25 protein-coding genes are annotated in these 26,490 nt (G+C 62.6%); 9 read left to right on the top strand and 16 right to left on the bottom strand.

Features of this window, described 5'->3' with window-relative positions; all coding sequences use genetic code 11:
* The first annotated feature begins 156 nt into the window (after positions 1 to 156).
* Entirely contained in the window at positions 157 to 1,473 is a 1,317-nt protein-coding gene (argJ, locus tag AC0MRV_RS03940) for a bifunctional glutamate N-acetyltransferase/amino-acid acetyltransferase ArgJ (protein ID WP_472763131.1), read from the top strand.
* Positions 1,474 to 1,581: 108 nt separating this feature from the next.
* Here the strand turns inward: argJ and rpsI are convergent, their stop codons facing one another.
* From rpsI to AC0MRV_RS03925, 3 genes are all read right to left on the bottom strand, one after another.
* Positions 1,582 to 1,983, bottom strand: a complete 402-nt coding sequence (rpsI, locus tag AC0MRV_RS03935) for a 30S ribosomal protein S9 (RefSeq protein ID WP_472763130.1) — start codon at positions 1,981 to 1,983, stop codon at positions 1,582 to 1,584.
* Positions 1,984 to 1,989: 6 nt separating this feature from the next.
* Positions 1,990 to 2,418, bottom strand: coding sequence for a 50S ribosomal protein L13 (rplM, locus tag AC0MRV_RS03930; protein WP_472763129.1), 429 nt, complete (start codon positions 2,416 to 2,418; stop codon positions 1,990 to 1,992).
* 129 nt (positions 2,419 to 2,547) lie between these two features.
* Positions 2,548 to 3,228, bottom strand: coding sequence for a TorF family putative porin (locus tag AC0MRV_RS03925; protein ID WP_472763128.1), 681 nt, complete (start codon positions 3,226 to 3,228; stop codon positions 2,548 to 2,550).
* Positions 3,229 to 3,398: 170 nt separating this feature from the next.
* Between AC0MRV_RS03925 and AC0MRV_RS03920 the strand changes: the two genes are divergently transcribed.
* The 4 genes from AC0MRV_RS03920 (at position 3,399) to AC0MRV_RS03905 (ending at position 8,204) form a co-directional block, all read left to right on the top strand.
* Positions 3,399 to 3,767 carry a DUF423 domain-containing protein gene (locus AC0MRV_RS03920; RefSeq protein WP_472763127.1) on the top strand — a complete coding sequence of 123 codons (369 nt, stop codon included), beginning with the start codon at positions 3,399 to 3,401 and terminating at the stop codon, positions 3,765 to 3,767.
* A gap of 80 nt (positions 3,768 to 3,847) precedes the next feature.
* On the top strand, positions 3,848 to 5,248 hold the full coding sequence (locus tag AC0MRV_RS03915) for a CCA tRNA nucleotidyltransferase (protein WP_472763126.1): 1,401 nt from the start codon (positions 3,848 to 3,850) through the stop codon (positions 5,246 to 5,248).
* A gap of 16 nt (positions 5,249 to 5,264) precedes the next feature.
* Complete coding sequence (gene tal, locus AC0MRV_RS03910) at positions 5,265 to 6,209, top strand: transaldolase (protein ID WP_472763125.1); 945 nt, start codon at positions 5,265 to 5,267, stop codon at positions 6,207 to 6,209.
* Between the two features lie 69 nt (positions 6,210 to 6,278).
* Positions 6,279 to 8,204 (top strand): family 20 glycosylhydrolase, encoded by a 1,926-nt coding sequence (locus AC0MRV_RS03905; RefSeq protein ID WP_472763124.1) that lies wholly within the window; start codon positions 6,279 to 6,281, stop codon positions 8,202 to 8,204.
* A gap of 25 nt (positions 8,205 to 8,229) precedes the next feature.
* On the opposite strand, the gene AC0MRV_RS03900 is transcribed toward AC0MRV_RS03905, so the two are convergent.
* The 3 genes from AC0MRV_RS03900 to AC0MRV_RS03890 all read right to left on the bottom strand — a co-directional run bounded on the left by AC0MRV_RS03900 (position 8,230) and on the right by AC0MRV_RS03890 (position 13,768).
* Entirely contained in the window at positions 8,230 to 10,206 is a 1,977-nt protein-coding gene (locus AC0MRV_RS03900) for an alpha/beta hydrolase family protein (protein ID WP_472763123.1), read from the bottom strand.
* A 45-nt stretch (positions 10,207 to 10,251) separates the two neighbouring features.
* Entirely contained in the window at positions 10,252 to 10,854 is a 603-nt protein-coding gene (locus tag AC0MRV_RS03895; RefSeq protein WP_472763122.1) for a hypothetical protein, read from the bottom strand.
* Positions 10,855 to 10,966: 112 nt separating this feature from the next.
* Positions 10,967 to 13,768, bottom strand: a complete 2,802-nt coding sequence (locus AC0MRV_RS03890) for a TonB-dependent receptor plug domain-containing protein (RefSeq protein ID WP_472763121.1) — start codon at positions 13,766 to 13,768, stop codon at positions 10,967 to 10,969.
* A gap of 252 nt (positions 13,769 to 14,020) precedes the next feature.
* On the opposite strand from AC0MRV_RS03890, the gene AC0MRV_RS03885 reads away from it, so the two are divergent.
* Both AC0MRV_RS03885 and AC0MRV_RS03880 read left to right on the top strand, forming a co-directional pair.
* Positions 14,021 to 15,019 (top strand): XdhC family protein, encoded by a 999-nt coding sequence (locus AC0MRV_RS03885; protein WP_472763120.1) that lies wholly within the window; start codon positions 14,021 to 14,023, stop codon positions 15,017 to 15,019.
* On the top strand, positions 15,012 to 15,647 hold the full coding sequence (locus AC0MRV_RS03880; RefSeq protein ID WP_472763119.1) for a nucleotidyltransferase family protein: 636 nt from the start codon (positions 15,012 to 15,014) through the stop codon (positions 15,645 to 15,647). Before AC0MRV_RS03885 ends, AC0MRV_RS03880 begins: the two co-directional genes overlap by 8 nt.
* Here the strand turns inward: AC0MRV_RS03880 and AC0MRV_RS03875 are convergent, their stop codons facing one another.
* The 7 genes from AC0MRV_RS03875 to AC0MRV_RS03845 form a co-directional block, all read right to left on the bottom strand.
* Entirely contained in the window at positions 15,648 to 16,790 is a 1,143-nt protein-coding gene (locus AC0MRV_RS03875) for a 5-(carboxyamino)imidazole ribonucleotide synthase (protein WP_472763118.1), read from the bottom strand. It lies immediately after the preceding gene.
* 60 nt (positions 16,791 to 16,850) lie between these two features.
* Positions 16,851 to 17,339: a 5-(carboxyamino)imidazole ribonucleotide mutase gene (purE, locus tag AC0MRV_RS03870; protein ID WP_472763117.1), complete on the bottom strand. Its 489-nt coding sequence runs from the start codon at positions 17,337 to 17,339 to the stop codon at positions 16,851 to 16,853.
* Between the two features lie 45 nt (positions 17,340 to 17,384).
* The gene (locus AC0MRV_RS03865) at positions 17,385 to 17,597 is read right to left on the bottom strand and encodes a hypothetical protein (protein WP_472763116.1); all 213 of its coding nucleotides are present in this window, start codon (positions 17,595 to 17,597) and stop codon (positions 17,385 to 17,387) included.
* A 22-nt stretch (positions 17,598 to 17,619) separates the two neighbouring features.
* A complete protein-coding gene (locus AC0MRV_RS03860) occupies positions 17,620 to 19,392 on the bottom strand; it encodes an RDD family protein (RefSeq protein WP_472763115.1) in 1,773 nt (590 codons plus the stop codon).
* A 41-nt stretch (positions 19,393 to 19,433) separates the two neighbouring features.
* Positions 19,434 to 19,901: a hypothetical protein gene (locus tag AC0MRV_RS03855; RefSeq protein WP_472763114.1), complete on the bottom strand. Its 468-nt coding sequence runs from the start codon at positions 19,899 to 19,901 to the stop codon at positions 19,434 to 19,436.
* A 6-nt stretch (positions 19,902 to 19,907) separates the two neighbouring features.
* Positions 19,908 to 20,444 (bottom strand): RNA polymerase sigma factor, encoded by a 537-nt coding sequence (locus tag AC0MRV_RS03850; protein WP_472763113.1) that lies wholly within the window; start codon positions 20,442 to 20,444, stop codon positions 19,908 to 19,910.
* A gap of 219 nt (positions 20,445 to 20,663) precedes the next feature.
* Positions 20,664 to 21,521, bottom strand: coding sequence for an HDOD domain-containing protein (locus AC0MRV_RS03845; protein ID WP_472763112.1), 858 nt, complete (start codon positions 21,519 to 21,521; stop codon positions 20,664 to 20,666).
* Positions 21,522 to 21,635: 114 nt separating this feature from the next.
* Here AC0MRV_RS03845 and AC0MRV_RS03840 point away from each other — a divergent pair, with 114 nt between their 5' ends.
* The gene (locus tag AC0MRV_RS03840; protein ID WP_472763111.1) at positions 21,636 to 22,148 is read left to right on the top strand and encodes a DUF456 domain-containing protein; all 513 of its coding nucleotides are present in this window, start codon (positions 21,636 to 21,638) and stop codon (positions 22,146 to 22,148) included.
* A gap of 9 nt (positions 22,149 to 22,157) precedes the next feature.
* On the opposite strand, the gene AC0MRV_RS03835 is transcribed toward AC0MRV_RS03840, so the two are convergent.
* The 3 genes from AC0MRV_RS03835 to AC0MRV_RS03825 form a co-directional block, all read right to left on the bottom strand.
* Positions 22,158 to 23,000, bottom strand: coding sequence for an HDOD domain-containing protein (locus AC0MRV_RS03835; RefSeq protein ID WP_472763110.1), 843 nt, complete (start codon positions 22,998 to 23,000; stop codon positions 22,158 to 22,160).
* A gap of 113 nt (positions 23,001 to 23,113) precedes the next feature.
* Positions 23,114 to 24,922, bottom strand: coding sequence for a phosphoenolpyruvate carboxykinase (GTP) (locus tag AC0MRV_RS03830; protein WP_472763109.1), 1,809 nt, complete (start codon positions 24,920 to 24,922; stop codon positions 23,114 to 23,116).
* 81 nt (positions 24,923 to 25,003) lie between these two features.
* Positions 25,004 to 25,942 (bottom strand): cation diffusion facilitator family transporter, encoded by a 939-nt coding sequence (locus AC0MRV_RS03825; protein WP_472763108.1) that lies wholly within the window; start codon positions 25,940 to 25,942, stop codon positions 25,004 to 25,006.
* Between the two features lie 91 nt (positions 25,943 to 26,033).
* Here AC0MRV_RS03825 and AC0MRV_RS03820 point away from each other — a divergent pair, with 91 nt between their 5' ends.
* The gene (locus AC0MRV_RS03820; protein ID WP_472763107.1) at positions 26,034 to 26,489 is read left to right on the top strand and encodes a hypothetical protein; all 456 of its coding nucleotides are present in this window, start codon (positions 26,034 to 26,036) and stop codon (positions 26,487 to 26,489) included.
* Position 26,490: the final 1 nt, after the last annotated feature.

Below are 26,490 nucleotides of genomic sequence, written 5' to 3'. Positions count from 1 at the left end.
AGGCGAGTTGATCCGCCGTGAACCCGGCGAAGACAAAACGAGCTTCGGGGTTATGAGCGCAGCCAAGGGTTTTTCGATGCAAAACTGCGGGGCGCCGACAACGGCGCGTGAAGAATCGGCTTAACACCAGCGCGGGCCTCGGCCACTTGTCAGCCCGTGCCGAGCACCCAACTCACCTTCACCGATCGAGATAGCCATCGCGCTTGGCTCGCCAGCCAGAGCGCCCTCCCCCGCGGGTTTCGCGTCGGCACCAGCCGCCTCAGTTTCACTCCAATCGAGGCCCCCAAGCCGGCCAAGATGACGCTCACCCTGATCGCGCTTGATGAGCCCACGCCGGACTTTGCCGCCGTCTTTACCCGCAACGCTTTCCCGGGCGCGCCGATCAAAGTGGGCCGCCGCCGCCTCGCCGAACCATCCCTCGGCGCCATCCTGATCAACAACAAGATCTCCAACGTTTGCGCACCCGGCGGTGAAGAAACCGCCGAGCGCATCTGTAGCGCGATCGCCGGAGAACTCGGTCTCGCCCCCAGCCAGATCCTGCCCAGCTCGACTGGCGTCATCGGTTGGTCACTCCCGGCGGATGCGATGATGGCCGCCCTGCCCGACGCGGTCGCCGCACTGCAAAACGAATCCATTCTTCCCGCCGCGGACGGCATCGTCACCACCGACCTTTACCCCAAAGTGCGTTCGATTGAGCTGGGGGGCGGTCGCATCATCGGCATTGCGAAGGGCGCGGGTATGATCGAGCCGAACTTGGCGACCATGCTTGTCTACATCCTGACCGATCTCGCGGTGCCCCGCGAGGCGTTGCGGACCATGCTGCAGGAGGCTGTCGATGAGAGCTTCAATTGCATCAGCGTCGACAGCGACACCAGCACTTCGGACACCGTCGCACTGATTTCGAGCGGCCAAGCCGGGCCGGTTGACCATGCGGCGTTCCGCGCTGCCCTTAAGTCCATCTGCGCCGACCTCGCCGAGGATGTGGTGCGCAACGGCGAAGGGATCCGCCATGTCATGCGCGTGCGCGTGACCGGCGCCTCCGACCGCCGACTCGCCGTCCGCCTGGGCAAGGCAATCGTCAATGCTCCACTTTTCAAATGCGCCGTGGCGGGCAACGACCCCAACGTCGGCCGTCTGGTGCAAGCCATCGGCAAGTCCTTGGGGGAACTCGAAACGACACCCCGTATGGACGCCCTTCGCCTGACCATGGGCGGGCAGGAGATTTTCGCCGACGGCGTATTTCGCCTCAATCCCACCAAGGAGGAGGCGCTCGTCCGCCATTTGCGCGACGCCGAACTCTACGAGAGCCGGCCGACCGCCGACGCCGTGTTCAGCCCGCCGGTCGACTTCCCCGTGCACGAGAGGTGTGTGGAGATCGAGGTGAACCTCGGGTCCGGTTCCGCGGAGGCCACGATCTACGGCGGTGATTTGACGCACGAATACGTGACGGAAAACGCCGATTACCGGAGCTAAACCGGGGCCGCCGCCAGTCGGTCAAAAACCCTCGCGCCATTGGCGCACAAAAAAACCGCCCGAAGCTCGGGCGGTTTTTGGTGAAGTGTTTCGAAGCAGGCTCGCAGCTTAGCGCTTGGAGAACTGGAAGCGCTTGCGGGCGCCGGGCTGACCGGCCTTCTTGCGCTCCTTGGAGCGGGGGTCACGCTTGAGGTGGCCGGCCTTCTTGAGCACCGGACGGAGCTCGGCATCCATCTTCTCGAGGGCGCGGGCGATACCGTGGGCAACGGCCCCAGCCTGACCGGCGACACCACCGCCATCAACGTTGGCGAACACGTCGATCTCTTTGGAGAGACCGGCGGTCGTCAGCGGGGCGGAGGCCAAGCCGGCGAAGTTTTCGTGGGAAAAGTAGTCTTCGAACTCACGGCCGTTGGCAACGAACTTGCCGGTGCCGGCGGTGATACGCACGCGGGCGGTCGCGGTCTTGCGACGGCCGGTGGCGGCAAAAACAGTGGCGGTTTCAGCACTCATGGGAGATTAAAGCGGGAGCTCGGTCGGGTTTTGGGCGGCGTGGGTGTGCTCCGGACCGCGGAAAACGCGCAGCTTCTTGAGCATCTGGCGGGCAAGGCGGTTCTTGGGCAGCATGCCCTTCACCGCGTGGGTGATGATGAACTCGGGATTGCGCTCGCGCTGCTCGGTGAAGGAACGGTAGCTCTCGCCACCGACGTAGCCGGAGAAGAACATGTAGCTGTTTTGCTGCTCCTTCTTACCGGTCACGACAATCTTCTCGGCGTTGACAACGATCACGTAATCGCCGGTGTCGACGTGCGGCGTGTAGGTGGCTTTGTGGCGACCGCGCAAAACATTGGCGATCTTCACCGCCAAGCGGCCAAGCACCTGCCCCTCGGCATCGACGATATGCCACTTGGGTTGCACGGATTCCTTTTTGGCGAGGAAAGTTTTCATGGGAAAAGAGGCCAACTGCTAGGGTTTGAAGAAGGCGTGTCAACCTGCATTTTATCGGAGAAAAAGAAATCCCGTTCCCACCTCTCGGCAGGAACGGGATAAGCGTTAAAAACGACGCTGCAGACTGGCTTAGAAGCCGAGGCTGATGCCGGTGATGAAGTAGAGGAACGAGTCGTCCGCCCCACCGCCGATGTCGTTGTCGGCGTAAACGAGGCCAACGTAGGTGCTGGCGGTGTCGTTCAGGGTCATGTTGTAGGTGCCGGAAACGCTCCAGTAGCTGTAGCTACCGCCAGAGATGTCGACGTAACCATAGTCACCAGCGATGTCGAAGGTGCTGGTGTCGGAAACTTCGGCGCTGTAGCCGAGGCCGATCTGGAAGGTGGAGGCTTCGAACTCCGTCTCGTAGTAGTAGTAAGCGGAAGCGCTCATGCCACTGCCGAGGTCACCGGAAACACCGATGTAGGGCTCGAACTGCTCATCACCGGACGGCGTCTCCGGGTAGTAGTAGTAGCAGAAACCGAAATCCAGGGCCCAAGTGTCCGACAGAGCGGCACCGTAACCCATGTAGAAGTCGAATTCGTTGGCGACATTGCCCGTGACGGGCTGGCTGGTCCACATGCCCGCGTAGAAGTCGCCAGCGGCGAATTCGATCGAAGGCTGAATGGAGTCATCCGCGAATTTGACACCACGGAACACGTAGTCGCTCACGTAGGGGAAATCGACCGTGATCGAGTAGGCCGATTCCTCTTGGGCGCTCAGGCTCCCACCGGTAATCACGGCGGCGAGAAGTAAGGCAGCAGTTTTCTTCATTTGTAGGTAATAGTCTGTAGTTTTAGGTTCGTCTCACATCGGACCTTTCAACTGCCTGTTGACCTCGCACCAGACCTGAGAGACCCAGGCGGGCACTGGCATCAGACAGCAAAAAATCCTGTCAGACGATCGATTTCATAAGCAATGATTGGGCCAAATCCAGACAATGTATGAAAAATATTTCATTTCTCGCCGCCCTGCTCGCGTTCGTCGGAGTGAGTCTCGGAGCCTTCGGCGCGCACGCTCTCAAAGAGCGATTGGCTGAGGCCGCGATGACGAGCACCTGGCAAACCGCCGTCCTCTACCACCTGCTGCACACCGTCGCCGCCTGGGGGGCCGGGCTGCCGAAGGAAGGCATCTCCCCCCTTCTCCGCCGCGCCGCGTGGTGCTGGCTCATCGGGATTCTTCTGTTCAGCGGTTCGCTCTACCTGCTGGCCTTGGGCGGTCCCCGTTGGCTCGGCCCCATTACCCCCGTGGGAGGTCTCTTTTTCCTCGCTGGCTGGGCAATTGCGGCCATCGCAGCCTTCAAACGCGGCTGAGATCGCTCGCTCCAGCACCGGATCCGTCAGCTCCACGGCCGCCCATTTCGGTCCCCGACTGGTCATAATCCGCCCTCCACGTGTTTTCCCCTCCGGCCACGCTCGCTCCTGTATTGACCGCCGTCGCCGCGATCGGTCGCCCCCGGTTCGTGGGCGGATGCGTGCGCGATGCCCTGCTGGGACGCGCGCCCGATGATTGGGACGTCGAAGTCGGCGGCACCGATTTTGCACAACTCCAGCAGGTGCTGACACCTTTCGGGGCCACCGATGTCGTCGGGAAAAGCTTCGGAACGATCAAACTCCGGCGAGACGGCCGGGTATTCGATTTCTCCCTACCGCGCCGGGAATCCAAGACCGGCGCGGGCCATCGCGGGTTCAAAGTCACCCCCGACCCCAATCTCAGCGACGCCGACGCCGCAGCGCGCCGGGATTTTACGATCAATGCGATGGCGTGGGATCCGATCCGACAGCAACTCATCGATCCGCACGGTGGCCGCGCCGACCTCGAACATCGGGTCCTGCGTCATACGAGCGACGCCTTTGTCGAGGATCCGCTGCGAGTGCTCCGGGGCATGCAGTTTGCCGCCCGGTTCGGGCTCACGCTGGCTCCCGAAACGGCCCGCCTGTGTCGCCAGATCACCCACACCTTCCCCGAACTGGCGCGCGAGCGAATCTGGGGCGAGTGGGACAAGTGGGCGCTCCAATCCGTGCGGCCCTCCCGCGGGCTGCAGGTGCTGCGCGACTGCGATTGGTTGCGCCACTTCCCCGAAATCGCGGCCCTGGACGGCGTTCCGCAGGACCCGGCATGGCATCCCGAGGGTGACGTCTTCGCGCACACCTGCCATTGTCTCGACGCGCTGGTCGCGGCCCCTGGCTGGAGTGAAACAGCGACGGAGACCCGTCGCATCCTGATGTTCGCAGTGCTGGCCCACGACTTCGGCAAGCCATCCACCACCCATCAAGCCGACAAGAACGGCACGCTCCGATGGGTCAGTCCGGGTCACGCCCACGCGGGGGTGGAGCTGACGACTCAATTCCTCCGCCGGATCGGTGCCCCTCATCGCCTCGCAGACATCGTCGGCCCGCTGGTTAAATTTCACATGGTTCACATCGACGCCGGCGAAGCCCCCTTCCGTCCTTCATTTCTCCGACGCTTGGCCCGCAAGATCGCTCCGGCTCGCATCACCGACTTGGCCACCGTCATGCGGGCGGATGCCCGTGGCCGCCCGCCACTGGACGGCGCCGATGCTCTGACCACCATCGACGCCCTGACCAGCCAAGCCCAGGAGCTGGCCATCGCCGACAACGCCCCCTCGCCCATCCTACAAGGCCGACACCTCCTCGCTCGTGGTCTCACCCCCGGCCCGGCATTTACGCCGCTGTTAAAACTGGCCTTCGAGGCCCAGCTGGCCGGCGCGTTTGATGATGAAGACGGTTCATTAAAATGGTTGGATGCCCATTTGAAGAGAAACGCAAACTAGGCTAGGGTCACCGTCCATGGCTTCTCAACTCGAACAGCTAAAGTCCTTCACCAAGGTGGTCGCCGACACCGGCGACTTCGAAAGCATGAAGGCGTTTTCCCCGCAGGATGCCACGACCAACCCGTCGCTCATCCTCAAAGCCGCCGGGCAGGCGAACTACTCGGCCCTGGTCGACAAGGCGATCGCCGACGCCGGCGCCAACGCCGATACCGCCACCGTGATCGACAACCTCTTGGTCACCTTCGGCGAAGAGATTCTCAAGATCGTCCCGGGCCGCGTCTCGAGTGAAGTCGATGCCCGGCTGTCCTTTGACACCGCGGGCACGATCGAGCGCGCGCGCGGGTTGATCGACCTTTACGAGCAACGCGGCACCTCCCGGGATCGTGTGCTGGTAAAAATCGCCTCGACGTGGGAAGGTATCAAAGCCGCCGAACAGCTCGAAAAGGACGGCATTCACTGCAACCTCACCCTGCTCTTCTCCTTCGCCCAAGCCGTCGCCTGCGCCGAGGCCAAGGTTCAACTGATCTCCCCGTTCGTCGGCCGTATTCTTGACTGGCATAAGAAAGCCACCGGCAAAGATTTCGTTGGCGCCGAAGACCCCGGTGTGCAATCCGTCACGGAGATCTACACCTACTACAAGAAGTTCGGCTACGCGACCGAGGTGATGGGCGCGAGTTTCCGCAACACCGGGGAAATCATCGAACTCGCCGGCTGCGACCTGCTCACCATCTCGCCGAACCTTCTCAAGGAACTCGACGAGACCGAAGGGGACGTCCGTCGCATGCTCGATCCCGACTGCGCCGCCGCCGCCGATCTGGCCCAAACGAGCTTCGACGAAAAGTCCTTCCGCTGGGCCTTCAACGAGGACGCCATGGCGACCGAAAAGACGGCCGAAGGCATTCGCAATTTTGCGGCCGACATCGTGAAGCTGGAAAAACTCATCGCGGACCGCCGCGGCTGAGCCCGCCGCCGAACCCACCCTTTCGATTCTACTTCCAAGCCGGGCGCCCGCCCGGCTTGTTTCGTCTCCATGATCCGCGGTTTCCAATGGGACCTCGCCCGCCAGGTCGAACGCCTCGACTGGCTGCTCGCCCAGCTCCCCAAGTATTCAGCTTGGGGATACAACGAACTGCACCTGCACCTGGAGGACGCGGTGGACTATCCCAGTCTGCCCGGTGTGGCCCGGCGTGATGCCTATTCGTGGCGTCAATTCGAGCGTCTGGTCGCGGCGGCTGATCGCGTCGGCATCAAGACCGTCCCGATCGTGAACCTGCTCGGGCACACCCAATACCTGATCAAAACCGAGGCGTGGCGCGATCTGAACGAGCTGCGGGCGCCCGACGGCGCGCCGCTGCCAGCTGGGCAGATCTGCCCAAGCCATCCTCGCACGCAAGAGGTCGCGGAGCGGCTCATGGGTGACGTGGCGCCATATTGCACGGCCGGCAAAATCCACGTCGGACTCGACGAATCCTTCCTGCTGGGCCGCCATCCTCGGGCGCGTGCAGAAGTGGAGGCGATCGGCCTTGCCCGCTACTTCGCCCGCTACGCCACCCGTCTTCATGACATCGCCGCTCGCCATCGCCTGCGCACCGCCCTGTGGGCCGATATGTTGGCCTTGTTGCCCGAGGCCATCGACGACCTGCCGCCCGGGCTGGTCGCCTACGATTGGTATTATTATGCCTTTGGGCGGACACCACGATTAGAGGCGCAAAACTTTCGCGCCTACGATCTCGTGCCGAAACTTCGTGCGCAGGGAATCTCCTACTGGGGATGCCCGATGAACGGCGCCTTTCGCCATGAACCGATGCCGGTTTTCGGCGACCGGATCGCCAACGCCCAATCCTGGTGGCGACGTTGCGAGCAAACCCGGGCCGAGGGGTTTCTGGTCACCGGTTGGGAGCCAAACCGTTTGGCCTTGGAAACCACCGTCGTGGTCGACGCCGCCATCGCATCTTTGTGGCTGAACGGAACGGACTTGGACCAGGTCAGCATGTTGCAACGCGGCCTTGAACGCGTGCACGGCAAGCGCCACGCGCGGGAACGCGCCCGCCAGTTGTTCGCCTGCGACGAACGCGCGTTTTCCGGCTACGCTCGTTGGGAAACGCACCATCGCTGGGACAGCTGCCATGGCCGCGACGGCGCCACGGCCCATGCGGCCGACGTGCGCTTCTTCACGCGCACGCTCCAGCAAAAGTGGCCGGCGCCTCTTGCCGCGAGTCTGCGCTGGCGACGCTACCTCGCGCAACGCGACGTGCTGATCCGCGAACAGGCCCAGTGGGTGCAACGCGGTCGACGCCTGCTGCATCGCGAGCGCCACAACGAGTTGGCCAAACTGGTCGAGCGCGCGATGACCGCCCTCGGAGCCTTCTCGCCGGCGTGGGACGATGCGCAAGCTGCCGCCAAGGCCATGTGGCGCGGCACCCGACGACCTGCCCACACCGCACCAAACCTTGAGATCCTGAAGCAGGACCGGAAACGACTCCAGTTGCTGAAGCTTTGGTGGCGACGCGTGCAAGGAGACGTGAAACGCATCCGTTCGACCTCTCCGGTTTTTGGCCGTTGGCAGCTACGCCTGCTGGTCCACACCACGCACCCCAACCTCCAAGCCATTGCCATTGAAACGCAGTCCCCGGACGGCACGTGGACCACGGAGCTGCAGCGCTATCTGATCGAGTTTCGCAACCACGCTGCTCGCCGCCGTTCGCGCATTCGGCATTGGATTGGCGTGCCACTGGAAACCGCCGCCACACCCGTGCGCATCGCCCTGCGCGGACTGGGAGCCTTCGCGGTGAGCGACGTGCACCTGACGGACGGGGTGACAGAATATCGGCCGACGGGCAGGTTTCGCCGCGTGTTGCTGGGCAACGCCCGGGAAAACACTACGGTGCTGCAGGTGAACCGAGCGCAAAACAGAGCAGCCTGGGAACCCAAGTGGGTTGCCAGGCTGCAGCGGTGACCGGGACCGAGCGGCAACTCCGAACCTACTCCGAGGCCTCCTTAACCTCTCCTACCTCCACAATAGGTCGACCTTTGAAGAAGTATTGCTGGAGAAACTCATCGACCTTTTGGAGATATGCCGCCTGCGCCTCTGCTGCGGCAAAACCGTGGGCGGAATCCGCTTCGTAATAGGTCATGAACGGCACATCGCGCGCCTTGAGTGCCCGCTCCAGACGAATCGACTGGGAGATATCCACACGAAAGTCTTGGCGCCCGTGGGCGATGAAAACCGGACACTGAATGTTGTCTACGCTGTTGAGCGGCGAAAAGCGTTCTACGGCCGCGGGATCGTTGCCGACGTTCTTCATCAACCAATGGTGCATGATGTAGGATTCGCGACGCGAATCCGCGATCAGCATGTCCCAGTCGAACACTCCCACATTGGTGATGGCAAAAGCGTAGAGGTCCGGCTCCCAAGCAGCGCCGGCGATCGCGAGATATCCCCCGAAGCTAGCGCCCATGATGCCGACCTTGGCGGGATCCGCCAACCCGTTGTTGATGAGCGCCTTCACCGCATCGGTCACATCATCGTGCATCTTTCGGAAATCGAAACGGTCATCGATCGAGATCGCGGTGCTGAATCCGGTAGATCCCCGGTAATTGGGTTGGACCACGGCAAATCCCCGGGAGGCAAGAAACTGCACCTCACCATCGTAATTCCAAGTATCTCGCGCCCACGGTCCGCCATGGCCAAGCACCACCAAAGGATAGGGCTTCTTCGCCCCTTCATGGGTCGGTAGCGTCAAGTAAGCCTGGAGCCCAAGTCCATCGCGTGCCTTGTAATTAAAGGACATCGTGGGAGACAACGGCACACCTTCCAGCCAAGGCGCTGCGGCTGCCAGATGCTGAATCCCACCGGACTTGATATCCACCAGGAAATATTGCGCCGGCTCCGTGCTGCTTTTGGCGATGAACACAGCCTTTTGCTGATCTCTGGACCGATCAACCAGCAATATGTCGTATCCCTGCAATGCTTCGGCCAAACGGCCGTGTGCGGTCTCCAGCCCGGAATCGAACCATTTGGAGTGCGCGCGAACCCGAGAATACTGAATCCCCTGAAGCCTTTTGCCATCGGGGCTCAGAAACAGGCGGGCACTTCCCATGCTGTAATTGGGGTCATGATACACCTCTTCGAGCACCTTTGAATCGAGCAGGTCATATCGATACAAGGCGCTTCCACCGTCGGGCGTGCGCTGCACAATCCAAGCGAGCTGATTATCAGCCGAGACGGCCAGCACCGGTGCTTTTTCCTGATCCAACGGCACAAGAGACCAGGTCGAATCATTCTCGTTGAACACGTATACCCTGCTCTCCTCGTTCAAAAACACGGCAGCCAGCGCCGGCTCGCCTGCGATGTTGGCGGAATAGCCCTGAATCCGACCATCCGGCGGCGCCGGATAGGTTCGCTTCACCGAATCCATACTGGAGCCGAACGACCGATTGTTCTTCAAGTCGATCGTCGAACTGAGTTCGACCATGACCGCGTTCTCTCCAAAGGTTTGAAAAACAATCCGCGAGGGGCGGTCTCTCGGCGTGGAAACCAGGGATACTGGACTTTCTTCGCGGTTACGAATCTCGGCCAAGCGGCCCGATTTCAGATCGTAGACATAAACTCCAACACTTTTGATTTTATCCTCGGACAGAACTACCGACAGGCGGCGATCATCGATCCAGCTGTAACCCCCGACATCGTAATTCTCGGTGCCAGCCACCCCCTTCTTTTCGGAAGTTGTGAGATCCAGGATCTCCAAGCTCATCAAGTCCTTTTCGTTGATGCGCAGGTAGGCGAGCTTCGACCCGTCAGGCGAGAGCTGCACATTGATAAACTCCGGCTTGCGGCTGGCGAGTTCGGGTGAGAGCGGTTCCGCCCGCAGGCCCAGCAGGCTGGCGATGAACAGGACTCCGAACAGCCGGGCACGCGTCGAACCGGTTCGCAAACGGCGCAAATACGAGGTGATCATTCCGGCCATTAAAGTGATCACGCCGGTTAGGTCCAGACGGGCGGGCTAATTTCTACTCACCAGCTCAACCCGCGGCGTCTGCCGAACGCCCTCGATGCGAATGAAGAAGCTGCCCAGAACGCCCGGCTCGACGCTGACCGCCTTGCCCGCGTCTTCCCGCGGCGACCAGTATTTGCCTTCGATGACGCGCCAAGTCTGGCCGTTCTCGAGTCGGAAAAGCGTGCCAACATTCCAGCCTTTAAATTCGTCGAGCAGGGTGGAGTTGACCGTGGCGTATTCGATCTTCGTGCCCGGTGTGAGCAGGACCTTCGCGCGCTGGAGCAAGGACTGTCCCTCCGACGCTTCTTTCTCCTTCAGCTCCGCCTGCTTGGCCTCGAGTTGGGCTTGGGCCGCCGCCAATTCGGATTGCGCCGCGACCAGCGCCTCATCCTTTTGCGAAAGCGACTCACTCAGTTCGGCCCGCGCTTCTTCCTTGGCCTCCGCCGCGACTTCTTCACTGCGTCCATCGACATAGCGCTGCACGGCTGCTTCCAAGGCGGCGATCTGAGCCGGCGTGAGATTGGCCAGGCCAATTTGCTCGCGCTCGGCGTCCGACAGCCCTCCCACAAACGGCTGCTCATCCGCGGCGTTGCTCGCCGCCAGAGCCATCAGGAATGGTATCAATAGACCAAATACGCGCGGAAGTTTCATCATAAAAAAGCCGTGCTTCCGGAATGGAAGCACGGCTGAAAGTTACGAACAGTTTTAAGCAGCTGTCAGCTTAGAACTCGCGGGTGATCTTCGCATACCAGAAGGCAGGCGCATGATCGTTGACACCCGGGGTGGAACCCGAGGCGTCGAAACCGTCGAGGGGCGGATCCTCGTTGAGGAGGTTGTTCACGCCGACGAGCAGCTTGGTCTTCTCGAAACCGTTGTAGGAAACGGAGGCATTCACCGTGATCTGCGGATCCACGTCGTAAACGAGGTAGAGCGTGTCATCGGCGGTGAAGATGTTGCCGAACGAGAGGGAGCGGGTGCGCTTGCCGCGGTAAACCGCGAAGGCATTCACGCCCCAGTCCTTGTAGTTCCAGGCAGCCGACAGATTGCCGTTCCACTTGGCGGTCAGGTAACCACCCACCTGCTCGGAGCCATCGATGGTGTAGCTGTCGAGGAGGGTAGCGGCGGCACCGACGGCGAAGCGACCGAAGGAGTTGGTGTCCCAGGCGTAGCGAACCTCGAAGTCAAAGCCGGTGTATTCGGCTTCGGAGATGTTCGCGTAGTAGTCGCGGATGAAGAGCAGCTGGTTGCTGCCGGAATCGCGAACCACGAGACCATCGAACAGCGGGTTGCCGTTGAAGGCTTCGGTGAGGAAGTCAGCGTAACCGTAGAAGTCGGACAGCTGGGCGAGGAGGTTGGACTGCTGGAAGTTGAAGTAGTCAACCGACAGGCTCAGGCCTTCCAAGCGACCTTCCGGCTCAAGGGAGATACCGACATAATAGGTGTCGGTCGTCTCGGGCTGGAGGTTCAGGTTGCCACCCGACTTAACCTGGATCTGGTCGATCTGGTCCTGGGTCACCGGGTCGAAGACCTGGTTGGAGGAGAAGGTCGTGGTGCCAGCGTTGTAGAGGTAAGCGAGGTCCGGAGCCTTGAAGGACTCGGCGTAGGAACCGCGGATGATCAACCAGTCGATCGGACGGAACTTGAAGGCAACCTTCGGACGAACCTTCTTCTCGAAGCCGTCGTCGGAGTATTCTTCGTAACGGCCGGCGAGCTGAACTTCGAGCATCTCGTGGATCGGGAGGCTGACCTCAGCGTAGAACGAGGTGAGGTCACGGCTGCCAGCGGAGCTGGTGCCTTCGGAACCACCCAGGATCATGCCGGTGGCATTGAGGTCGGTCGCGATATCCTCGAAGTCCTCACGGCGGTGTTCACCACCGATGGCGACACCGATCTGACCGCCCGGGAGGTCGGCGCCGGTGAGCGGGCCGTCGAGACGGAAGTCAACACCACGGTATTCGATGGTCGAAGCGTTGGGATTCTCGACAGCAAGGAAGTCGGCGAAGGCCGCGTCGTTGTTGCCGAACCAGTTGAAGTAGTCGCGATCGGCGAGCGGAGTGTTCGGATCCCAAACGAGGGAGCCATCAGCAAGACGGGTCAGACCGTTGAAGGCCTGCTGCATCTTGTAGTCCGGCACCGCGTTGCGGGAGATGTTGAGCACGGTGTTCTTGGAATACATACCGGCCACTTCCCAGTTCCACTCTTCGAAGAAGCCACCGGAACCCTCGAAGTCACCACCGAGGCCCACGAGGAAACGCGGGGTGTCAGAGGTCACATCGTTGATGCGGTTCGGGAGCTCCACCAGACGGCGACGGCCGTTCACGGAGTCAACACCCCACACGTTGTAGGGGTTGTAAGCCGGGTAGGTCAGCTGGGTGCCAACCGAAAGACCCTGGGAGGTTTCAATGTCGACCGGGGTGGCGGCCGAATAAACCACGGCCTCGGAGCGGCTGAAGGACAGCTCGGCGAAGGCACGCAGGTGATCGTTGATGTCGTGGTCAATGCGGGTGAACACATTGAAACGCTGGGTCGACGGGAAGAAGCCGTTGGTCTCGTTGTAATTGTAGAAATTACGAGCCGAGGTGGCACCGCCAGTCGTCGGGTTGTCGGTCGGGCTCGAAAAGGAGCGGCGACCCACGCCCGGAATGGTCAGGTAACCCGGGAAACCACGGGAAGAACGGTTGTCCCACATGCCGTCCGCGGTCGGATAGGTCAGGCCCACGGCAGCGATGTAGTCTTCGAGGGAGGAGAAGCCAGCGGCTTCGACGCCACCGTCATTCACCTCATAGCGACCGTAGGAGTCCGGCGCGATGCTGGTGTTGTCGGCATTGGCGGAGTAGGCGAGGTCACGGGAGAACACCGCGTCCTGCTCTTCCCAGCTCAGGACCGAGAAGATGCTGGTGTCGCGACCGACGGTGCCGAAGGTCACGCTGGCCTTCTTGAGGAGACCGCCGGTGTTGAAGTAGTTACCCACGGTGAGGGAACTCTCAGCGCCAACGTAGCTCTTCTTGAGGCGGAAGTTCACCACACCCGCGACGGCATCAGAACCGTAGAGAGCGGAACCACCGTCCTTGAGGATGTCGAGGGACTCGATCGCCGCATCGGGGATGGAGTTGAGGTCGAACACCGTCTGGAAACCATCAAAACCCGGGGACGCGTAAGGAACCGCGCGGCGGCCGTTGATGAGCACCAGGGTGCCGTTGTTACCGAGACCGCGGAGGTTGAAGCTCTGCACGCCAGGCGTGAAGCTGGTGCCGGAGTCGGTCGGAGTGAGCGCTTGACCGTTGTTAAACGGGAGCGCGCGAACCGCGTCGGCGATGGTGGGGAAGCCCATGGCTTCGATGGTGCCCGCGTTGATCGAGACAACCGGATTCGGCGTTTCGACATCAAGGCGCTTGATGCGGGAACCAGTAACCTCGAATTTCTCGAGGACGATCTCATCTTCAGACGAGTCATCGGATCCGCTGGTGCTCTGGGCAAAGCCCACCGAGCTGCCGGCGACACTCATGACGAGTGCAAGCGGCATCGCGAATCCCTTGAAGGGACGGATGTTCATAGTTCGTTTCGTTGTGTTGTAGTTGATCCAAGATTTTGCGACAAAGCCGCCTAATCTTGCCGGCACGTAAACGTCACACGACAGATTGCTCAAGAAATAAGTTTAATGCCTAAGTAGATGCGATAAACCGGTTTCTCGCTGCGATGAGCGTCCCCGTGCCGGGTTCGTTCGGCGGCCAAAAAGCTAGCGGCGTGCCATTCCCCAAGCTAATCTTCGCCTCAAATGGAGTTCCCCAAAATCGCCGCTTATCTGCACCAGGCGTCCGCCTACCCCGCCGTGTTGGCCACGTTGGTTTCAGTGGAGGGCTCGTCCTATCGTCGGGTTGGGGCTCGTTTGGGTATATTCGCCGATGGTGCGCACTTTGGCAGCATCAGTGGAGGCTGTTTGGAGGAAGATTTGATCACCCGCGCCCGCGCGCTGATCAAAAGCGAACAACGGCATGAGTTGGTCTCATACGATACCACGGGGGAAAACGATCTGATCTGGGGCGTCGGGACCGGCTGCCATGGCATCGTGAAAGTCCTCTTGGAGGTTTTGACCGAGCCCCCGTCGTGGCGAGACGAAGTCATCGCGGTGGCCTCCGACCGTCGCCCGGTCTCCGTCGAAACCATATGGGAGCATCCCTCCACTGCAGCTCCGCTCGGCACCCGGCACTCCGCTTCGGCCCCTGATCAGCCGGACCAGCCGGGGACCGTTCGACAGCATTTGCTCCCGCCGTGGCATCTCGTCGTCTTCGGCGCCGGCGACGATGCCTCGCCCCTGGTCGAACTGGCCAGCGCGATGCAATGGGAAGTGACGGTCGTCGACCCACGTCAGCACAAGGCGACGCCCGAACGCTTTCCCCATGCGAAAACCGTGCTCGCCCGCCCCTGCTTGGAGGCCATCCAAACGCTCGCCTGGGACGATCGCACGGTCGCGGTCGTCATGACTCACCACTACGTTCACGACCTTCCCTTGTTACAGGGCTTGCTGCCGCTGCATCTAAAATTCCTGGGCCTGCTCGGTCCCCGCCAACGCGGCGAACGCCTTCTCCGCGACGCCGGTTTTTCCGCCGAAGATCCCGCGGTGAGGTTCCTGCACAGCCCCGTCGGTTTGGATCTTGGCGGGGACGGTCCGGAAGCGGTCGCGCTCTCGATCATGGCCGAGATTCAATCCACCCTGCACGACCGCGACGCCCGCCCGCTCCGACAGCGCACCCGTTCGATCCACCGCGATGACTAAGCCGATCGATCACCCAACCTACGGCCGCAGCGAACCGACGGCCTGCATCGTGTTGGCGGCGGGCGCGTCACGCCGACTCGGCTCGCCCAAACAATCCGCCACGGTGGGCGAGCGCACCTTGTTGGAGCATACCGTGGAAGCCGCTTTGGCCACCGAGGGGCTGTGGCCCGTCATCGTGGTCCTCGGGTCCGGGGCCAACACCCTGCGCCCCCTGCTCTCTCCCTACCCCGTCCTACTGGCGGAGAATCCCGCATGGGAAGAGGGCCTGGCTTCGTCCCTGCGCACCGGCCTCGAGACCGCCATCACCTTCTCTCGCCAAATCGAAGCCGCGCTGTTCACCGTCTGCGACCAACCCGCTCTTTCGTCGGAGGTGCTACGGACGCTGCTTCAGCGCCGGGCCAATCGCTCATGTTCCGCCGTCGCGGCACGCTACGATGGTCACGCGGGCACCCCGGCACTGTTGCACGCGCAACACTTCGGCAAGTTGGCCCACCTCACCGGCGACGAAGGCGCCCGCAAACTTTTGCAGGCCTTGACCCCCACCGAACTTGAATTGGTGGATTGCCCTGAACTCAGCCTCGATGTCGACACCCCCGACGACTTGGCCCGGGCGCGACAGCGAGCGTGATTAGAGCCGCTCCTTGAGCTCTCGCGCCGTCGCCAAGACAGCCTTGGCCTTGTCGCCCGTGACGGTGAAGTGGCCCATCTTGCGCCCCCGGCGCGGCTCTCGTTTACCGTAGAGGTGCAACTTGGCGCGCGGCTCGCCGAGCAGGTTGGCCCAGTCGGGAGCGCCCACCAGATTGTCGCCCTCCCACTTCCAGGCGTCGCCCAGAATATTGACCATCACGGCCGCCGGCACCGTGAGACTCGTGTCGCCCAGTGGCAAACCAGCCACGGCGCGGATCTGTTGCTCAAACTGCGTGGTCACGCAGGCATCGAGCGTCCAGTGGCCGGAGTTATGGGTGCGCGGCGCCATCTCGTTCACCAGCAATTCGCCGTCATCGGTCATAAAAAGCTCCACGGCCAGAATGCCGACCAACCCGAAGGCCTCGGCGATGTCGACCGCAAGTTCCGCCGCTTTGGTTTGGACCGCCGCGCTCACCCGCGCCGGCACGATACTGAAGTCGAGGATGTGTTTGGTGTGGATGTTCTCAGCGACCGGGAAGGTGCGCGACTGCCCCTCCGGGTTACGCGCGACGATGACCGACAACTCGCACTTAAAATCGATGAACTTCTCCACAACAGCCCGCTGCTTCGCAAAGGCCGTCACCGCCGCCGGCACGTCCTCGGCCGAATTGAGCCTCATCTGACCTTTGCCGTCGTAGCCGAAATCGGCGGTCTTCACGACACACGGCAGGCCGATCTTTTTGACGGCCTTGGCGAGGTCGTCGCCCGCCTCCACCTCGGCAAACGGCACGTGGGGAATGCCGTTCTTCTTGAGCCACTTCTTCTCCCGCATCCGGTTCTGGCACACCTCCAACACCTCCCAGTGGGGACGCAGCGGCACCAGCTTCTCGATCTCCCACAAGGGCTCGACCGGAATGTTCTCAAACTCGTAGGTCAGCGCCGCACAGCCGCGAGCGAAGTCCTTCAATCGCTCGATTTCCTTGTAGCCGGAATTGAATTCCCGCGTGGCGACTTCGCCCGCCGGAGAATCCTCCCCCGGCTCATACACGTGCAAGCGGTAGCCCATACGCGTCGCCGCGTGGGCCAGCATGCGACCGAGTTGGCCACCGCCGAGAACGCCGAGGGTGCTGCCGGGAGGAATCATCGAAAACGCTGAAAACGGAAAAGCGGAAACGCGGGAAGGTAAAAGCAGCCGACGGGCCGATTATTCCGGCAACTTCGCCTTCAGCACGGTCGCGGTTTGGTTTTCGCGAAACGCGTCCAGCGCTCGTTTGATCCGCTTGCTGGTCGTCGCGAGCATCGCCGCCGCGAACAGGGCCGCGTTCTTCGCCCCGGCTTTGCCGATGGCAAAGGTCGCCACCGGAATACCACCCGGCATCTGCACGATCGACAGCAGCGAATCCTGCCCCTTCAACGTCCGCGATTCCACCGGCACACCCAGCACCGGCAAGGGCGTGAGCGCGGCGGTCATACCTGGCAGATGCGCCGCCCCGCCCGCTCCGGCGATGATCACCTTCAGACCGCGACCTTCCGCGGTCTTGGCGTAGTCATACATGCGATCGGGAGTGCGATGGGCGCTCACGACATGCTTTTCAAACGGCACACCGAGATCGTGCAGCGTTTCCGCTGCTTGCTGCATCGTCTCCCAATCGGAAGTGCTGCCCATGATGATTCCTACCAGTGGCTTGGCCATGGCAGGAGCATTCAGGCCTCAGCGATCCGCTGTCAGCCCCAAATATCAGGCCGCCGCCGGACGCCAGCCGAGCAAGCGTGCCGGCAGCAGCAGCAGGGCCTGCAGGAAGTGGAAGACACCGGACACCACGACCCCGACCAAACGGAAAGGCAGCAAGAGCACCCAAACGATCGGATACGCGATCAAAGCCAACAGGGCCAGGGGCCAGCACACGATGAAAAGCAGGCACCAGAGTAAAAAGGTGAAAAAACCAGACATGATTGATTCTCCGGGTTGCGGGTTAGATGAGGGAAAAACCTTTGGGGACGCGCACGATGGTCGTGCCCGCGATCTTGTCGTGCCAGGATTGGCGCTCCGGATCGAAGGCCACCCAAGCGAAACCGAGACCGATCACGAAAAGGGAAATGTAGGAGCTGAGACCACGCACGATCGCGATCGACCAGTCCATGGGCCGATCATCAAGCCGCACGACTTTCAAACCAAACACGATGCCACCGACGGTGGTGCCTTTCAGCCCCCACATCGCGACGTGGTAAAGTCCCGCCCACGCCAGAAAATAGTCGGTCAGGTGCAGGTGCCGGGTTTGAATCACATTCAGCACGATCGCGATCAGGATCACGTCGAGCAGCGTCGCGCCGAGGCGGGGCCAGAACCCAGCGCGCGGCAGAGTCGACATCTGCGCCCCACTGGCCGCGTGCATCGGCGGCGGCACCGGACCGGCGGAGCGCGGCGGGGGCGGAGGAGTCTGCGGCGGGGGCACGGGTGGCGGCGGCATCGGCGGCGGGCTGTCAGTCGCGCCGGAAACGGTCGACTCAGGCGCAGTCGCAGACGACACCGCGGGCGCCGGTTCAGTCGCGAACGGCGTGGCTCCACTTCCGGGAGCGCTTGCGGGCGGAGGCACGACACCATCCTCACCTTCCGGTCCCTTTTTGGGTCCACGATCCGACTGCATCGATTGGATGATGGTGTAGATGACGATACCGGAGCCGAGGAAGCCGGAGAACTTCTGGAAAGCGAAGCCCACGAACGGGACCAGGTAGATCACCGTGGTCACGAAGCCGCCGATCAACACCGCGACCGGCACCGCCATTTGATCGGGGCTGCTCGTGAAGCGCCGCCCCAGCCAGGTCAGGAACACCGTCTTCCCAAAGATGCCCACGAAAAACATGAACAAGGCCAGCAACAACGGCCCCACGCCCGTGACCGCCAGGACGATCATGAGCAACGGCGTCAGCAGCAAAGACAGGGCTGCCGTAAGCAGCGAGAAGCCCGGATGCTTCTCCATCGTCTGCGCGCAACGCGCCACCGGCCGTGGCGCAATCAGCGCGATGAACAGGTAAAAGACGAACATCACGCCGGTGATCACCCAGACCCAGCCGAGGTTTTCGCCAAACCACAGCGGACGTCCCCACCGCAGGCAGTGTTTCACCCACGCCTTGAGCCAATCAAAATTGACCTGCGCGTCTCCCAAGAAGGGGATCTCCTGCACGTTGCCATCGATCCGAGCTCCAGGCGCTTTTTGAATCGCCCCACCCACCGAAACGAAGTCGCCGTGCACGTGGGCGTCGGGTCCGAGTTGGACCGAGGTGAGGACCGCGACGGTATCGCCCTCGATCTCCCCGTTTATGGTCATGTGACCCAAGATATTCACCGCCTCACCACCGACGCGGCCGTTCACAGTGAGATCCCCCAGGATCGCGACCGTTTCCTGGTCCACATCGCCGTCCACGATGGCGTCGGCCATGATCGCAACGACGACCCGCGCCACGTCACCCGCTTGGTGCAGGATGTCAGAGCCAATGCCCACGCGTTCAGGGTGGTAGGTCGAGTGGGTCGGAGCAGATGCCTCCTCCGCCGCTTCGGATTCCGCAACCTCGGTCGGCGTCTCCGCCACGACCTCGTCTGACGACGACTCATCGACGGCCTCGGCGGTCGGCGCCTCCGGCGCCGGCGGTTCCTCGGGGGGAGTCTGCGCCGGCAGGCGCAGGGCCAAGGTAAGCGCCACGGCCAGCGTGGCGCCGGTGAGGGAGAACAGGAATCGCAGTTGTTTCATTTTAAAATCGAAAGGAGGGCGGGTATGGCGGTCCGGGCAGATCAACGGTGGGCATGCCACAACACGCGGTAGGCGGTCGCCCCGAGTCCCACGAGCAGCGCGTAGGAGGCTCCGATCACGGCGAGAGCGACGTAGAGCCACTGCGTGGAAACCGACGGCGCGAGCGGGCGCACCAGATCGTAGAGCGCGTGGCCGGCGGCACGCAGGGTCGCGACCGCGCCGACCACCGGCTGAATCACCGGCGCGAAGGTTTGCGCCGTGAGCAGGCCGGCGAGGTGCATCGAGCCGAGCACACCGCCTGCCACCACAGCCACACTCACCAACATGAAGAGGAGGCGCATCGACTGCGGCCAGTAGGCGTAACTCTTGCGCCACCACGGCAAGGCCTGCCGGCGCGCAATCTCGCCGAGCACGCGGGACTCGAGCGACATGGGCGCGCGGCGCGGCGGTTGCTCGCGGAGCACGGCGTGAATCTTTTGTTCGAGTTGTTCGGGAGTGAGGCGGGCCATGGCGGTTTAGCGTTGGGCGGTGAGGGTTTCGTGGGCGGTGCCGCTGCGCATGAGGATCTGCGCGAGAGCGGCGCGGCCCCGCATGATGTCGGTTTTAACCTTGGACAAGGACACGCCGAGCTGGCCGGCGATGTCCTCATAGGGTTGGTCTTCAAAATGATACAGCACCAACGGCACGCGTTGGTGATCGGGCAGTTTCTCCAAGGCGCTTTCGACCCAGGCGCGGCGATCGCCTTGATTCAGGTCGGACAGAAAATCACCGTCGGGGGCGGCAAACTCCACGGGTTCGCCTTCATCGCCATCGTCGCCGCGGCGCACGAGCTCGGAGAAGAAACTCCAGCGCTTGCGGTAGCGTTGCAGGTGATTGATCGAAAGGTTGGTCGTCACGGTCTTGAGCCAGCCGCCAGCGGTGGGACTCGTGCCGAGATCGTCGAATCGCTCGTAGGCCTTCAGAAACACCTCCTGCGAAATATCCTCCGCCTGCGCCTCGTTGCCAAGGAGGCGCACCGCGGTGGAGTAGACCATGTCTTGGTAGTTTCGCATAAACGTCGTGAAATCGACCGGGGTCATTGGCCCCGTGGGTTCTGATTGCACTGGAGGATCATCGTTCATGCCGAGAACACCGCACCAGGACGCTTAGTTGCAGAAAAAGTCCCCGTTGGCAGCAACGGAGCCAAAGATCCACGCAGATCACTACGTATCAACATTTTATCGCGCACCTTGGCGCGACCAAAATCCCCCCCCGCCCGACCGTGCTGGGCTCTACTGCATCAACACCCGCCAGCGGGCGAAGTTGTGCTGCGCCAGTTCGAGCGCTTGCTCGTATTTTTTGCCGTCAAGTTGGATGACCTCACGCACCACCGCCTCATCGGCCCATTCGTCCTTCTCGCCGGGCAGGCCATGGCCATCGCGCGAGGCCATGCCGCCGGCACAGCTCAAGACACAGGCCGTCCGCCACTTCGTGCGAGTTTCCACCGCGGCGGCGACGTGGCGCACGCCGTGCACCAGCTGCTCGGGAAACTTCCACTTTAGCATGAGATCGGCCCCGGCTTGCGCACCGGTCGTGCGGAAATTCTCCCGCTCCCAATCCACCAATGACTCAAAGGCGCCCTGTGGAAAACTCGTGCTGTGCGGCCGGTAAAGTTGCACCACGCGGTCCAGCAGCAGGCGGCCGTAGTTGCGCAGCAAGCCACAGGCGTAGGCCATGCGGTATTCGCCGCCCAAGACGGTCTCGATCGCCTCGGCCGCCACCGCTTCGTAGAGGGAATTTTCCCGCATGCTCTGGCAGCCAATCCCGTAGGACGTGAGCGAGGCATGGGCACTCTGCAAGGTGACCGCGATACCCGCGATGCGATAAACTTCGCTCAAACCGACGCGCTGCAGGGCCTCCTCAAGATCCGCGATCGAACCCGAGGCCTGCCCCCCCACGGCGGCGCTGTTGGCGACACGCAATATCCGCGCGGAGAGCACCGCGTCACGCTTGAGCAAGTCGGCGACGGCCTCGATGTCGGTGCGGGGGTCGAGCATCATTTCCACCAGACGGGCAAACACGCGTGGCCCGGCCGAGAGTTTCTCGGCGGCGCGCTCAAAGGCGTAACTCGGAAGATCCGCGGCTAACATAGGTATCCCCTGACAACGGCACCCGTGCGCTCGACTTGAGTGATTCTACCCAGTTTGCGCCGGCAATTTTCCGCCTCGCTGCAACCTCCCACCGCCCTCAGGTGTTAACTGCACATGGAACTTCTCGTTTGGTCCCTCACCACCCTGCTGACCTTGGCCGGACTGCTGGGCGTGTTGGTGCCACTCATCCCGGGCACGACGCTTATCCTGCTGGGCTTCATCCTGCACAAACTCTTCCTGCCCGCGTCCTTAGGCTGGGGAATGCTGGGCTGGATCGGACTCGTTTGGGTCGTCTCCGTGATCGTCGACTTCGCCGGTGTGCTGGTGGGAACGCGTCTTTTTGGCGGCACCCGCTGGGGTATGGCCGGGGCCAGCGGCGGCGCCTTCATCGGCATGTTTTTTTCCCTGCCCGCCCTGCTGTTGGGCACCATCTTCGGCGCCGTCGTGGCCGAGCGCTACGCCGCCAAACGCACCCACCAGGAGTCGCTGCGTGCGGGTATGGGCGCCGCGGTGGGTTTCCTGCTTTCAACGGTCGGCCGTCTGGGCTGCGCGCTGATGATGATCGCGCTGTTTCTCTACGCCGTGCAATGGCCGCTGTGGCCGACCTGGTTGCAGTGGCCGTGGTAAGATGCGCGCTCAGGCGAAGGCCTCAAGCAGGCGTTCGTATTCCTGCTGGATCGGGTCCTGCAACGACTCGAACTTCGCTTCACTGAGCCCGATAATCGCGAGCTTCTCCGGCGTTTTGGTCCACAGCGGGGCTTCACCGGCCACGGCGGCTTCGGCTCGCACCACAAAGGTGCCGGCGAGATTGAGCACGATGGCCATCAGGCTCGCCTGGTCGGGCCCTTCCTCGAGGTATTGCTCCCTCACGGCTTCCACGACGTCCTCGCCAAAGCGCCACTTGCGCAGCACCAGCTCCGCGACTTCAGGATTGGCGCGCCCGATTTTTTCCCGCTCCCAGCCGAGCATGTCGGAGGTCGACGCCGGCGCGACCCAATCACAGTTGCGCAGCGTCGCATCGATCACCCGCATCCCGAGCATACGCACCAGCGCAGCGGTATAGGCGGCGCGGCAATCGAGTCCACATTCGGTGGCAATCGCCTCGGCCGCGACACCGTGCAGGAGCGTCGACTTGGCCAGGCGGCCGACGAACACGCCGTAAGTCGGCATGGCCAGTTCCGCCAGACGCGCGGTGGTCGCCAGGCTCACGAGGCGGTAAACTTCCTTGAGACCCACCCGCGCCACGGCGTCCTCGACCGCGCTGATGCGATCGCCGCCGTAGACCGGGCTGTTGCTCACGCGCACCACGTCGCCGGCCAGCGTGGAATCGCGGCGCAGCAGGGCGGTGGCTTCCTCGATCACCATGTGAGGGTCGAGCGTAAGTTCATTGAACTCCGCCAGGATCGCCGGAGAGGCCGGCAGTTTGGCGGCGGTGGCGAGGAACGAATCCTCCGCGATAAAGGGGGCGACGGTCGACATGGCTACTTGTTCCTATCGGCCCGCCGGGCAACTGGCTTAACCGCCAAAAAGAAACGCCGCCCCGACAAACGCGGAGCGGCGTGAAGTGACGGAAGAAGACGAAAACGGACCGACTACATGCGGCAGATGAGCAGTTCGCGCTCGTAGACCATTTCCTTGGGCAGGTGGTCGTGGAGCGTGAGGAACAATTCCTCATGACCCATGATTTCCTTGCGCCACATTTCGCGGTCCACCGCTTGGAGTTCATTGAAGGACTCCTCGCTGAAATCGAGGCCGGTCCAGTCGATGTCTTCGTAATGCGGCTGCCAGCCGATCGGGGTTTCCTTGGCCTTGGTGCGGCCCCGGGCGCGGTCGACGATCCACTGCAGGATGCGCATGTTTTCGCCGAAACCGGGCCACATGAACTTGCCGTCGTCGTCCTTGCGGAACCAGTTCACGTTGAAGACGCGGGGGGTCTCGGAGAGCGTGCGCTGCATCTTGATCCAGTGGCGGAAGTAGTCGCCCATGTGGTAACCGCAGAAGGGCAGCATCGCCATCGGGTCGCGACGCACTTTGCCGAGCGTGCCGGCGGCGGCGGCGGTCATTTCCGACCCCATCGTCGCGCCCATGTAGACGCCACCGGACCAGTTGAAGGCCTGGTAGATGAGCGGCATGGTGGTCGCGCGGCGGCCGCCGAAGACGATGGCCGAGATCGGCACGCCGGACGGATCTTCCCAAGCCGGGTCAATCGTCGGGCATTGCGAAGCCGGCGCGGTGAAGCGGGCGTTCGGGTGCGCCGCGGGGGTGCCGCTCTCCGGTGTCCACGGATTGCCGCGCCAGTCGGTGAGGTTGGCCGGCGGGGTGTCCGTCATGCCTTCCCACCAGATGTCGCCGTTGTCGCTGATCGCGACGTTGGTGAAGATGGAGTTCTTCGCCAGCGACTTCATCGCGTTGGGGTTGGTCTTGTCGGACGTGCCGGGGGCGACCCCGAAGAAACCCGCTTCTGGATTGATCGCGCGGAGCATGCCCGAGGCGTCGGGTTTGATCCAAGCGATGTCATCGCCGACCGTGGTGACCTTCCATCCCTTGTCGGCCAGCGCATCCGGCGGGATGAGCATGGCAAAGTTGGTCTTGCCGCAGGCCGAGGGGAAGGCGGCTGCGACGTAGGTCTTTTCGCCCTGCGGGTCTTCGACGCCGAGGATGAGCATGTGCTCGGCCATCCAGCCTTCGTCGCGCGCCATGTTGGAAGCGATGCGCAGGGCGAAGCACTTCTTGCCGAGCAGCGCGTTGCCGCCGTAGCCCGAACCGTAGGACCAAATCTCGCGGGTTTCCGGGAAATGGACGATATACTTCTCCTTGTTGCACGGCCACGGCACGTCTTCCTGGCCTTCGGCCAAGGGGGCGCCGACGGTGTGCATGCAGGGCACGACGCGCTTCTCATTCTTGTCGATCTCCTTGAAGACCGCCTCGCCGATGCGAGCCATGATGCGCATGTTGACCACCACGTAGGCGGAGTCGGTGAGCTCGACGCCGATCTGCGAGATGGGCGAACCGACCGGGCCCATGCTGTAGGGCAGCACATACATCGTGCGCCCGACCATGCAGCCGTCGAAGAGCTTCTTGAGCCGCTTGCGCATGACGAACGGGTCTTCCCAGTTGTTGGTGGGACCGGCGTTGTCCTTGGAGAGCGAACAAATGTAGGTGCGGTCTTCGACGCGGGCGACGTCGGAGGGATCGGAGCGGGCGTAGAAACAGCCCGGCCAAAGCTCTTCGTTGAGCTTCGTGAACGTGCCGCCATCGACCAAGGTCTGGCAGAGCGCGTCATATTCTTCCTGGGAGCCGTCGACCCAGTGAATCGCGGCTGGCTTGCAAAGGGCCGCCATCTTTTCAACCCACTTGAGCAGGTTCTTATTCGTGCTAAGCGGTTCGGCAGGGTTGCGCATGGTCATCGTCATTGGATTGTTTGTGGTTAGCGGAACGAGTAAATCGGAAACGCACGCGTCCCTCTCCCCATAACCTGTGCATCATTGCTCATCACTTGTGTTCCGGGGAGCATCGTCCGCCGGCTCGATGTGCACCAGCACGTCGGTGATCTGGAGCGGCGCCCGCAGCAGCGCGTGCTTCACCGCTCCCGCAATGTCATGCCCGGCGCGAACACTCAGCGTGGGCTCCACTTGCACGTGCAGGTCGACGAGGTAGCTCAAACCCGCCCGCCGGATCCGCACCTTCTCCAGATCGCGCACGCCCGGCACCGCTGCGGCCACCGCGCGCACTTGCGCGGCCGTTTCATCCGGCGCGGCGAGATCCATGATGTCGCCCACCGCCTGACGCAGGACCCGCGCGCCGTTCGCGCCGATGACACCGCAGGCAATCAATGCCGCCCAATCATCCGCCGCCGCGAAGCGTTGCCCCCCGATCACCGCAATCGTGATGCCGATAAACGCGGCCCCCGACGTGATCGCGTCCGCGCTGTGATGCCACGCCTCGGCGCCCAACGCATTGCTGCCGGTCTGCTCGCCAAGATCCCGCAGGCGCCGCGCAAACGCAATCTTGGTCACCACCACGCCACCCAGCAGCACGAGCGTCCACGGACGCGGCACCCGGTGCGGCGTCACGATCTCATGCACCGCATGAAACGCGATCCATCCCGTGGCGGCAAAAAGGAACAACGCCACCGCCAACGCGGCCAAGGACTCCGCTTTCCCGTGCCCGTAGGGGTGATTCTCGTCCGGCGGTTGCGCCGCCCAGCGAAAACCGGCCCAGACCATCAGCGACGAGAACACATCCGCCACCGATTCCACCCCGTCCGCAATGAGCGCATAGGTGTTGCCCCAAATCCCCCCGGCAAATTTCACCCCGGCCAAACCGAGATTGAGCAGCACCCCGCGCAACACCAACGCGCCGCCGGAATACGCGCGCTGCGCGGCGGTGTCGTGGGCGGAAGGTTCAGTCGGGGAGGACATCGGCAGGCAACCTGCCCCAGCCTGCGCACCACGCGCCGCACCGCGAGGCCGCAATTGACCGAAAACCGTTCAACTGCACCATCGCGCCATCATGTCGGACTTCGCGACTGCCATTGCCCGTGACCCCGTGAAACAGTTTTCGGTCTTCGCCGAAAACCGCGTCGGCCGACTCTACGATCTGAGCCAGGTGCTGCAGACGCACGACGTGCACATTCTCGCCCTCACCGTGCTCGACACCACCGACAGCGCGATCTTTCGCATGGTGGTCGACGATCCTGACCAAGCCCGCGAGCTCATGATCAACAACGATTTTCCCTTCACCGAAACCACGGTGCTGGCGATCGAGTTCAACGGCGAACACTGCGTCAAAAACGTGCTCGGCGCCCTGCTCGAGGCCGAGATCAACATCCACTACGTATACAGTTTCCTGATACGCCCGATGGACAAACCCGGCCTCGTGATCAGTGCCGAGGACATCGATGTCGCCGCCCAAGCGCTCAACAACAGTGGCTTTCGGGTGCTCACCCAGGCCGACATTTCCCGCTAAT

It is taken from the genome of Actomonas spartinae (assembly GCF_051209155.1).
Classification (GTDB): domain Bacteria; phylum Verrucomicrobiota; class Verrucomicrobiia; order Opitutales; family Opitutaceae; genus Actomonas.
This window is presented reverse-complemented; position numbering and strand designations above follow the sequence as displayed.

Bases quoted from the DNA above. Each gene is read 5' to 3' on its own strand.
- tal (WP_472763125.1), top strand. From the start codon at position 5,265: ATGGCTTCTCAACTCGAACAGCTAAAGTCCTTCACCAAGGTGGTCGCC.
- AC0MRV_RS03850 (WP_472763113.1), bottom strand. From the start codon at position 20,444: ATGCGAAACTACCAAGACATGGTCTACTCCACCGCGGTGCGCCTCCTT.
- AC0MRV_RS03925 (WP_472763128.1), bottom strand. From the start codon at position 3,228: ATGAAGAAAACTGCTGCCTTACTTCTCGCCGCCGTGATTACCGGTGGG.
- AC0MRV_RS03825 (WP_472763108.1), bottom strand. From the start codon at position 25,942: ATGTCCTCCCCGACTGAACCTTCCGCCCACGACACCGCCGCGCAGCGC.
- AC0MRV_RS03885 (WP_472763120.1), top strand. From the start codon at position 14,021: ATGGAGTTCCCCAAAATCGCCGCTTATCTGCACCAGGCGTCCGCCTAC.
- rpsI (WP_472763130.1), bottom strand. From the start codon at position 1,983: ATGAGTGCTGAAACCGCCACTGTTTTTGCCGCCACCGGCCGTCGCAAG.
- AC0MRV_RS03855 (WP_472763114.1), bottom strand. From the start codon at position 19,901: ATGGCCCGCCTCACTCCCGAACAACTCGAACAAAAGATTCACGCCGTG.
- purE (WP_472763117.1), bottom strand. From the start codon at position 17,339: ATGGCCAAGCCACTGGTAGGAATCATCATGGGCAGCACTTCCGATTGG.
- AC0MRV_RS03895 (WP_472763122.1), bottom strand. From the start codon at position 10,854: ATGGCTCTGGCGGCGAGCAACGCCGCGGATGAGCAGCCGTTTGTGGGA.
- AC0MRV_RS03820 (WP_472763107.1), top strand. From the start codon at position 26,034: ATGTCGGACTTCGCGACTGCCATTGCCCGTGACCCCGTGAAACAGTTT.
- rplM (WP_472763129.1), bottom strand. From the start codon at position 2,418: ATGAAAACTTTCCTCGCCAAAAAGGAATCCGTGCAACCCAAGTGGCAT.
- AC0MRV_RS03890 (WP_472763121.1), bottom strand. From the start codon at position 13,768: ATGCCGCTTGCACTCGTCATGAGTGTCGCCGGCAGCTCGGTGGGCTTT.
- AC0MRV_RS03875 (WP_472763118.1), bottom strand. From the start codon at position 16,790: ATGATTCCTCCCGGCAGCACCCTCGGCGTTCTCGGCGGTGGCCAACTC.
- AC0MRV_RS03900 (WP_472763123.1), bottom strand. From the start codon at position 10,206: ATGATCACCTCGTATTTGCGCCGTTTGCGAACCGGTTCGACGCGTGCC.
- AC0MRV_RS03920 (WP_472763127.1), top strand. From the start codon at position 3,399: ATGAAAAATATTTCATTTCTCGCCGCCCTGCTCGCGTTCGTCGGAGTG.
- AC0MRV_RS03905 (WP_472763124.1), top strand. From the start codon at position 6,279: ATGATCCGCGGTTTCCAATGGGACCTCGCCCGCCAGGTCGAACGCCTC.
- AC0MRV_RS03835 (WP_472763110.1), bottom strand. From the start codon at position 23,000: ATGTCGACCGTCGCCCCCTTTATCGCGGAGGATTCGTTCCTCGCCACC.
- AC0MRV_RS03860 (WP_472763115.1), bottom strand. From the start codon at position 19,392: ATGAAACAACTGCGATTCCTGTTCTCCCTCACCGGCGCCACGCTGGCC.
- AC0MRV_RS03865 (WP_472763116.1), bottom strand. From the start codon at position 17,597: ATGTCTGGTTTTTTCACCTTTTTACTCTGGTGCCTGCTTTTCATCGTG.
- AC0MRV_RS03880 (WP_472763119.1), top strand. From the start codon at position 15,012: ATGACTAAGCCGATCGATCACCCAACCTACGGCCGCAGCGAACCGACG.
- AC0MRV_RS03840 (WP_472763111.1), top strand. From the start codon at position 21,636: ATGGAACTTCTCGTTTGGTCCCTCACCACCCTGCTGACCTTGGCCGGA.
- AC0MRV_RS03845 (WP_472763112.1), bottom strand. From the start codon at position 21,521: ATGTTAGCCGCGGATCTTCCGAGTTACGCCTTTGAGCGCGCCGCCGAG.
- AC0MRV_RS03830 (WP_472763109.1), bottom strand. From the start codon at position 24,922: ATGCGCAACCCTGCCGAACCGCTTAGCACGAATAAGAACCTGCTCAAG.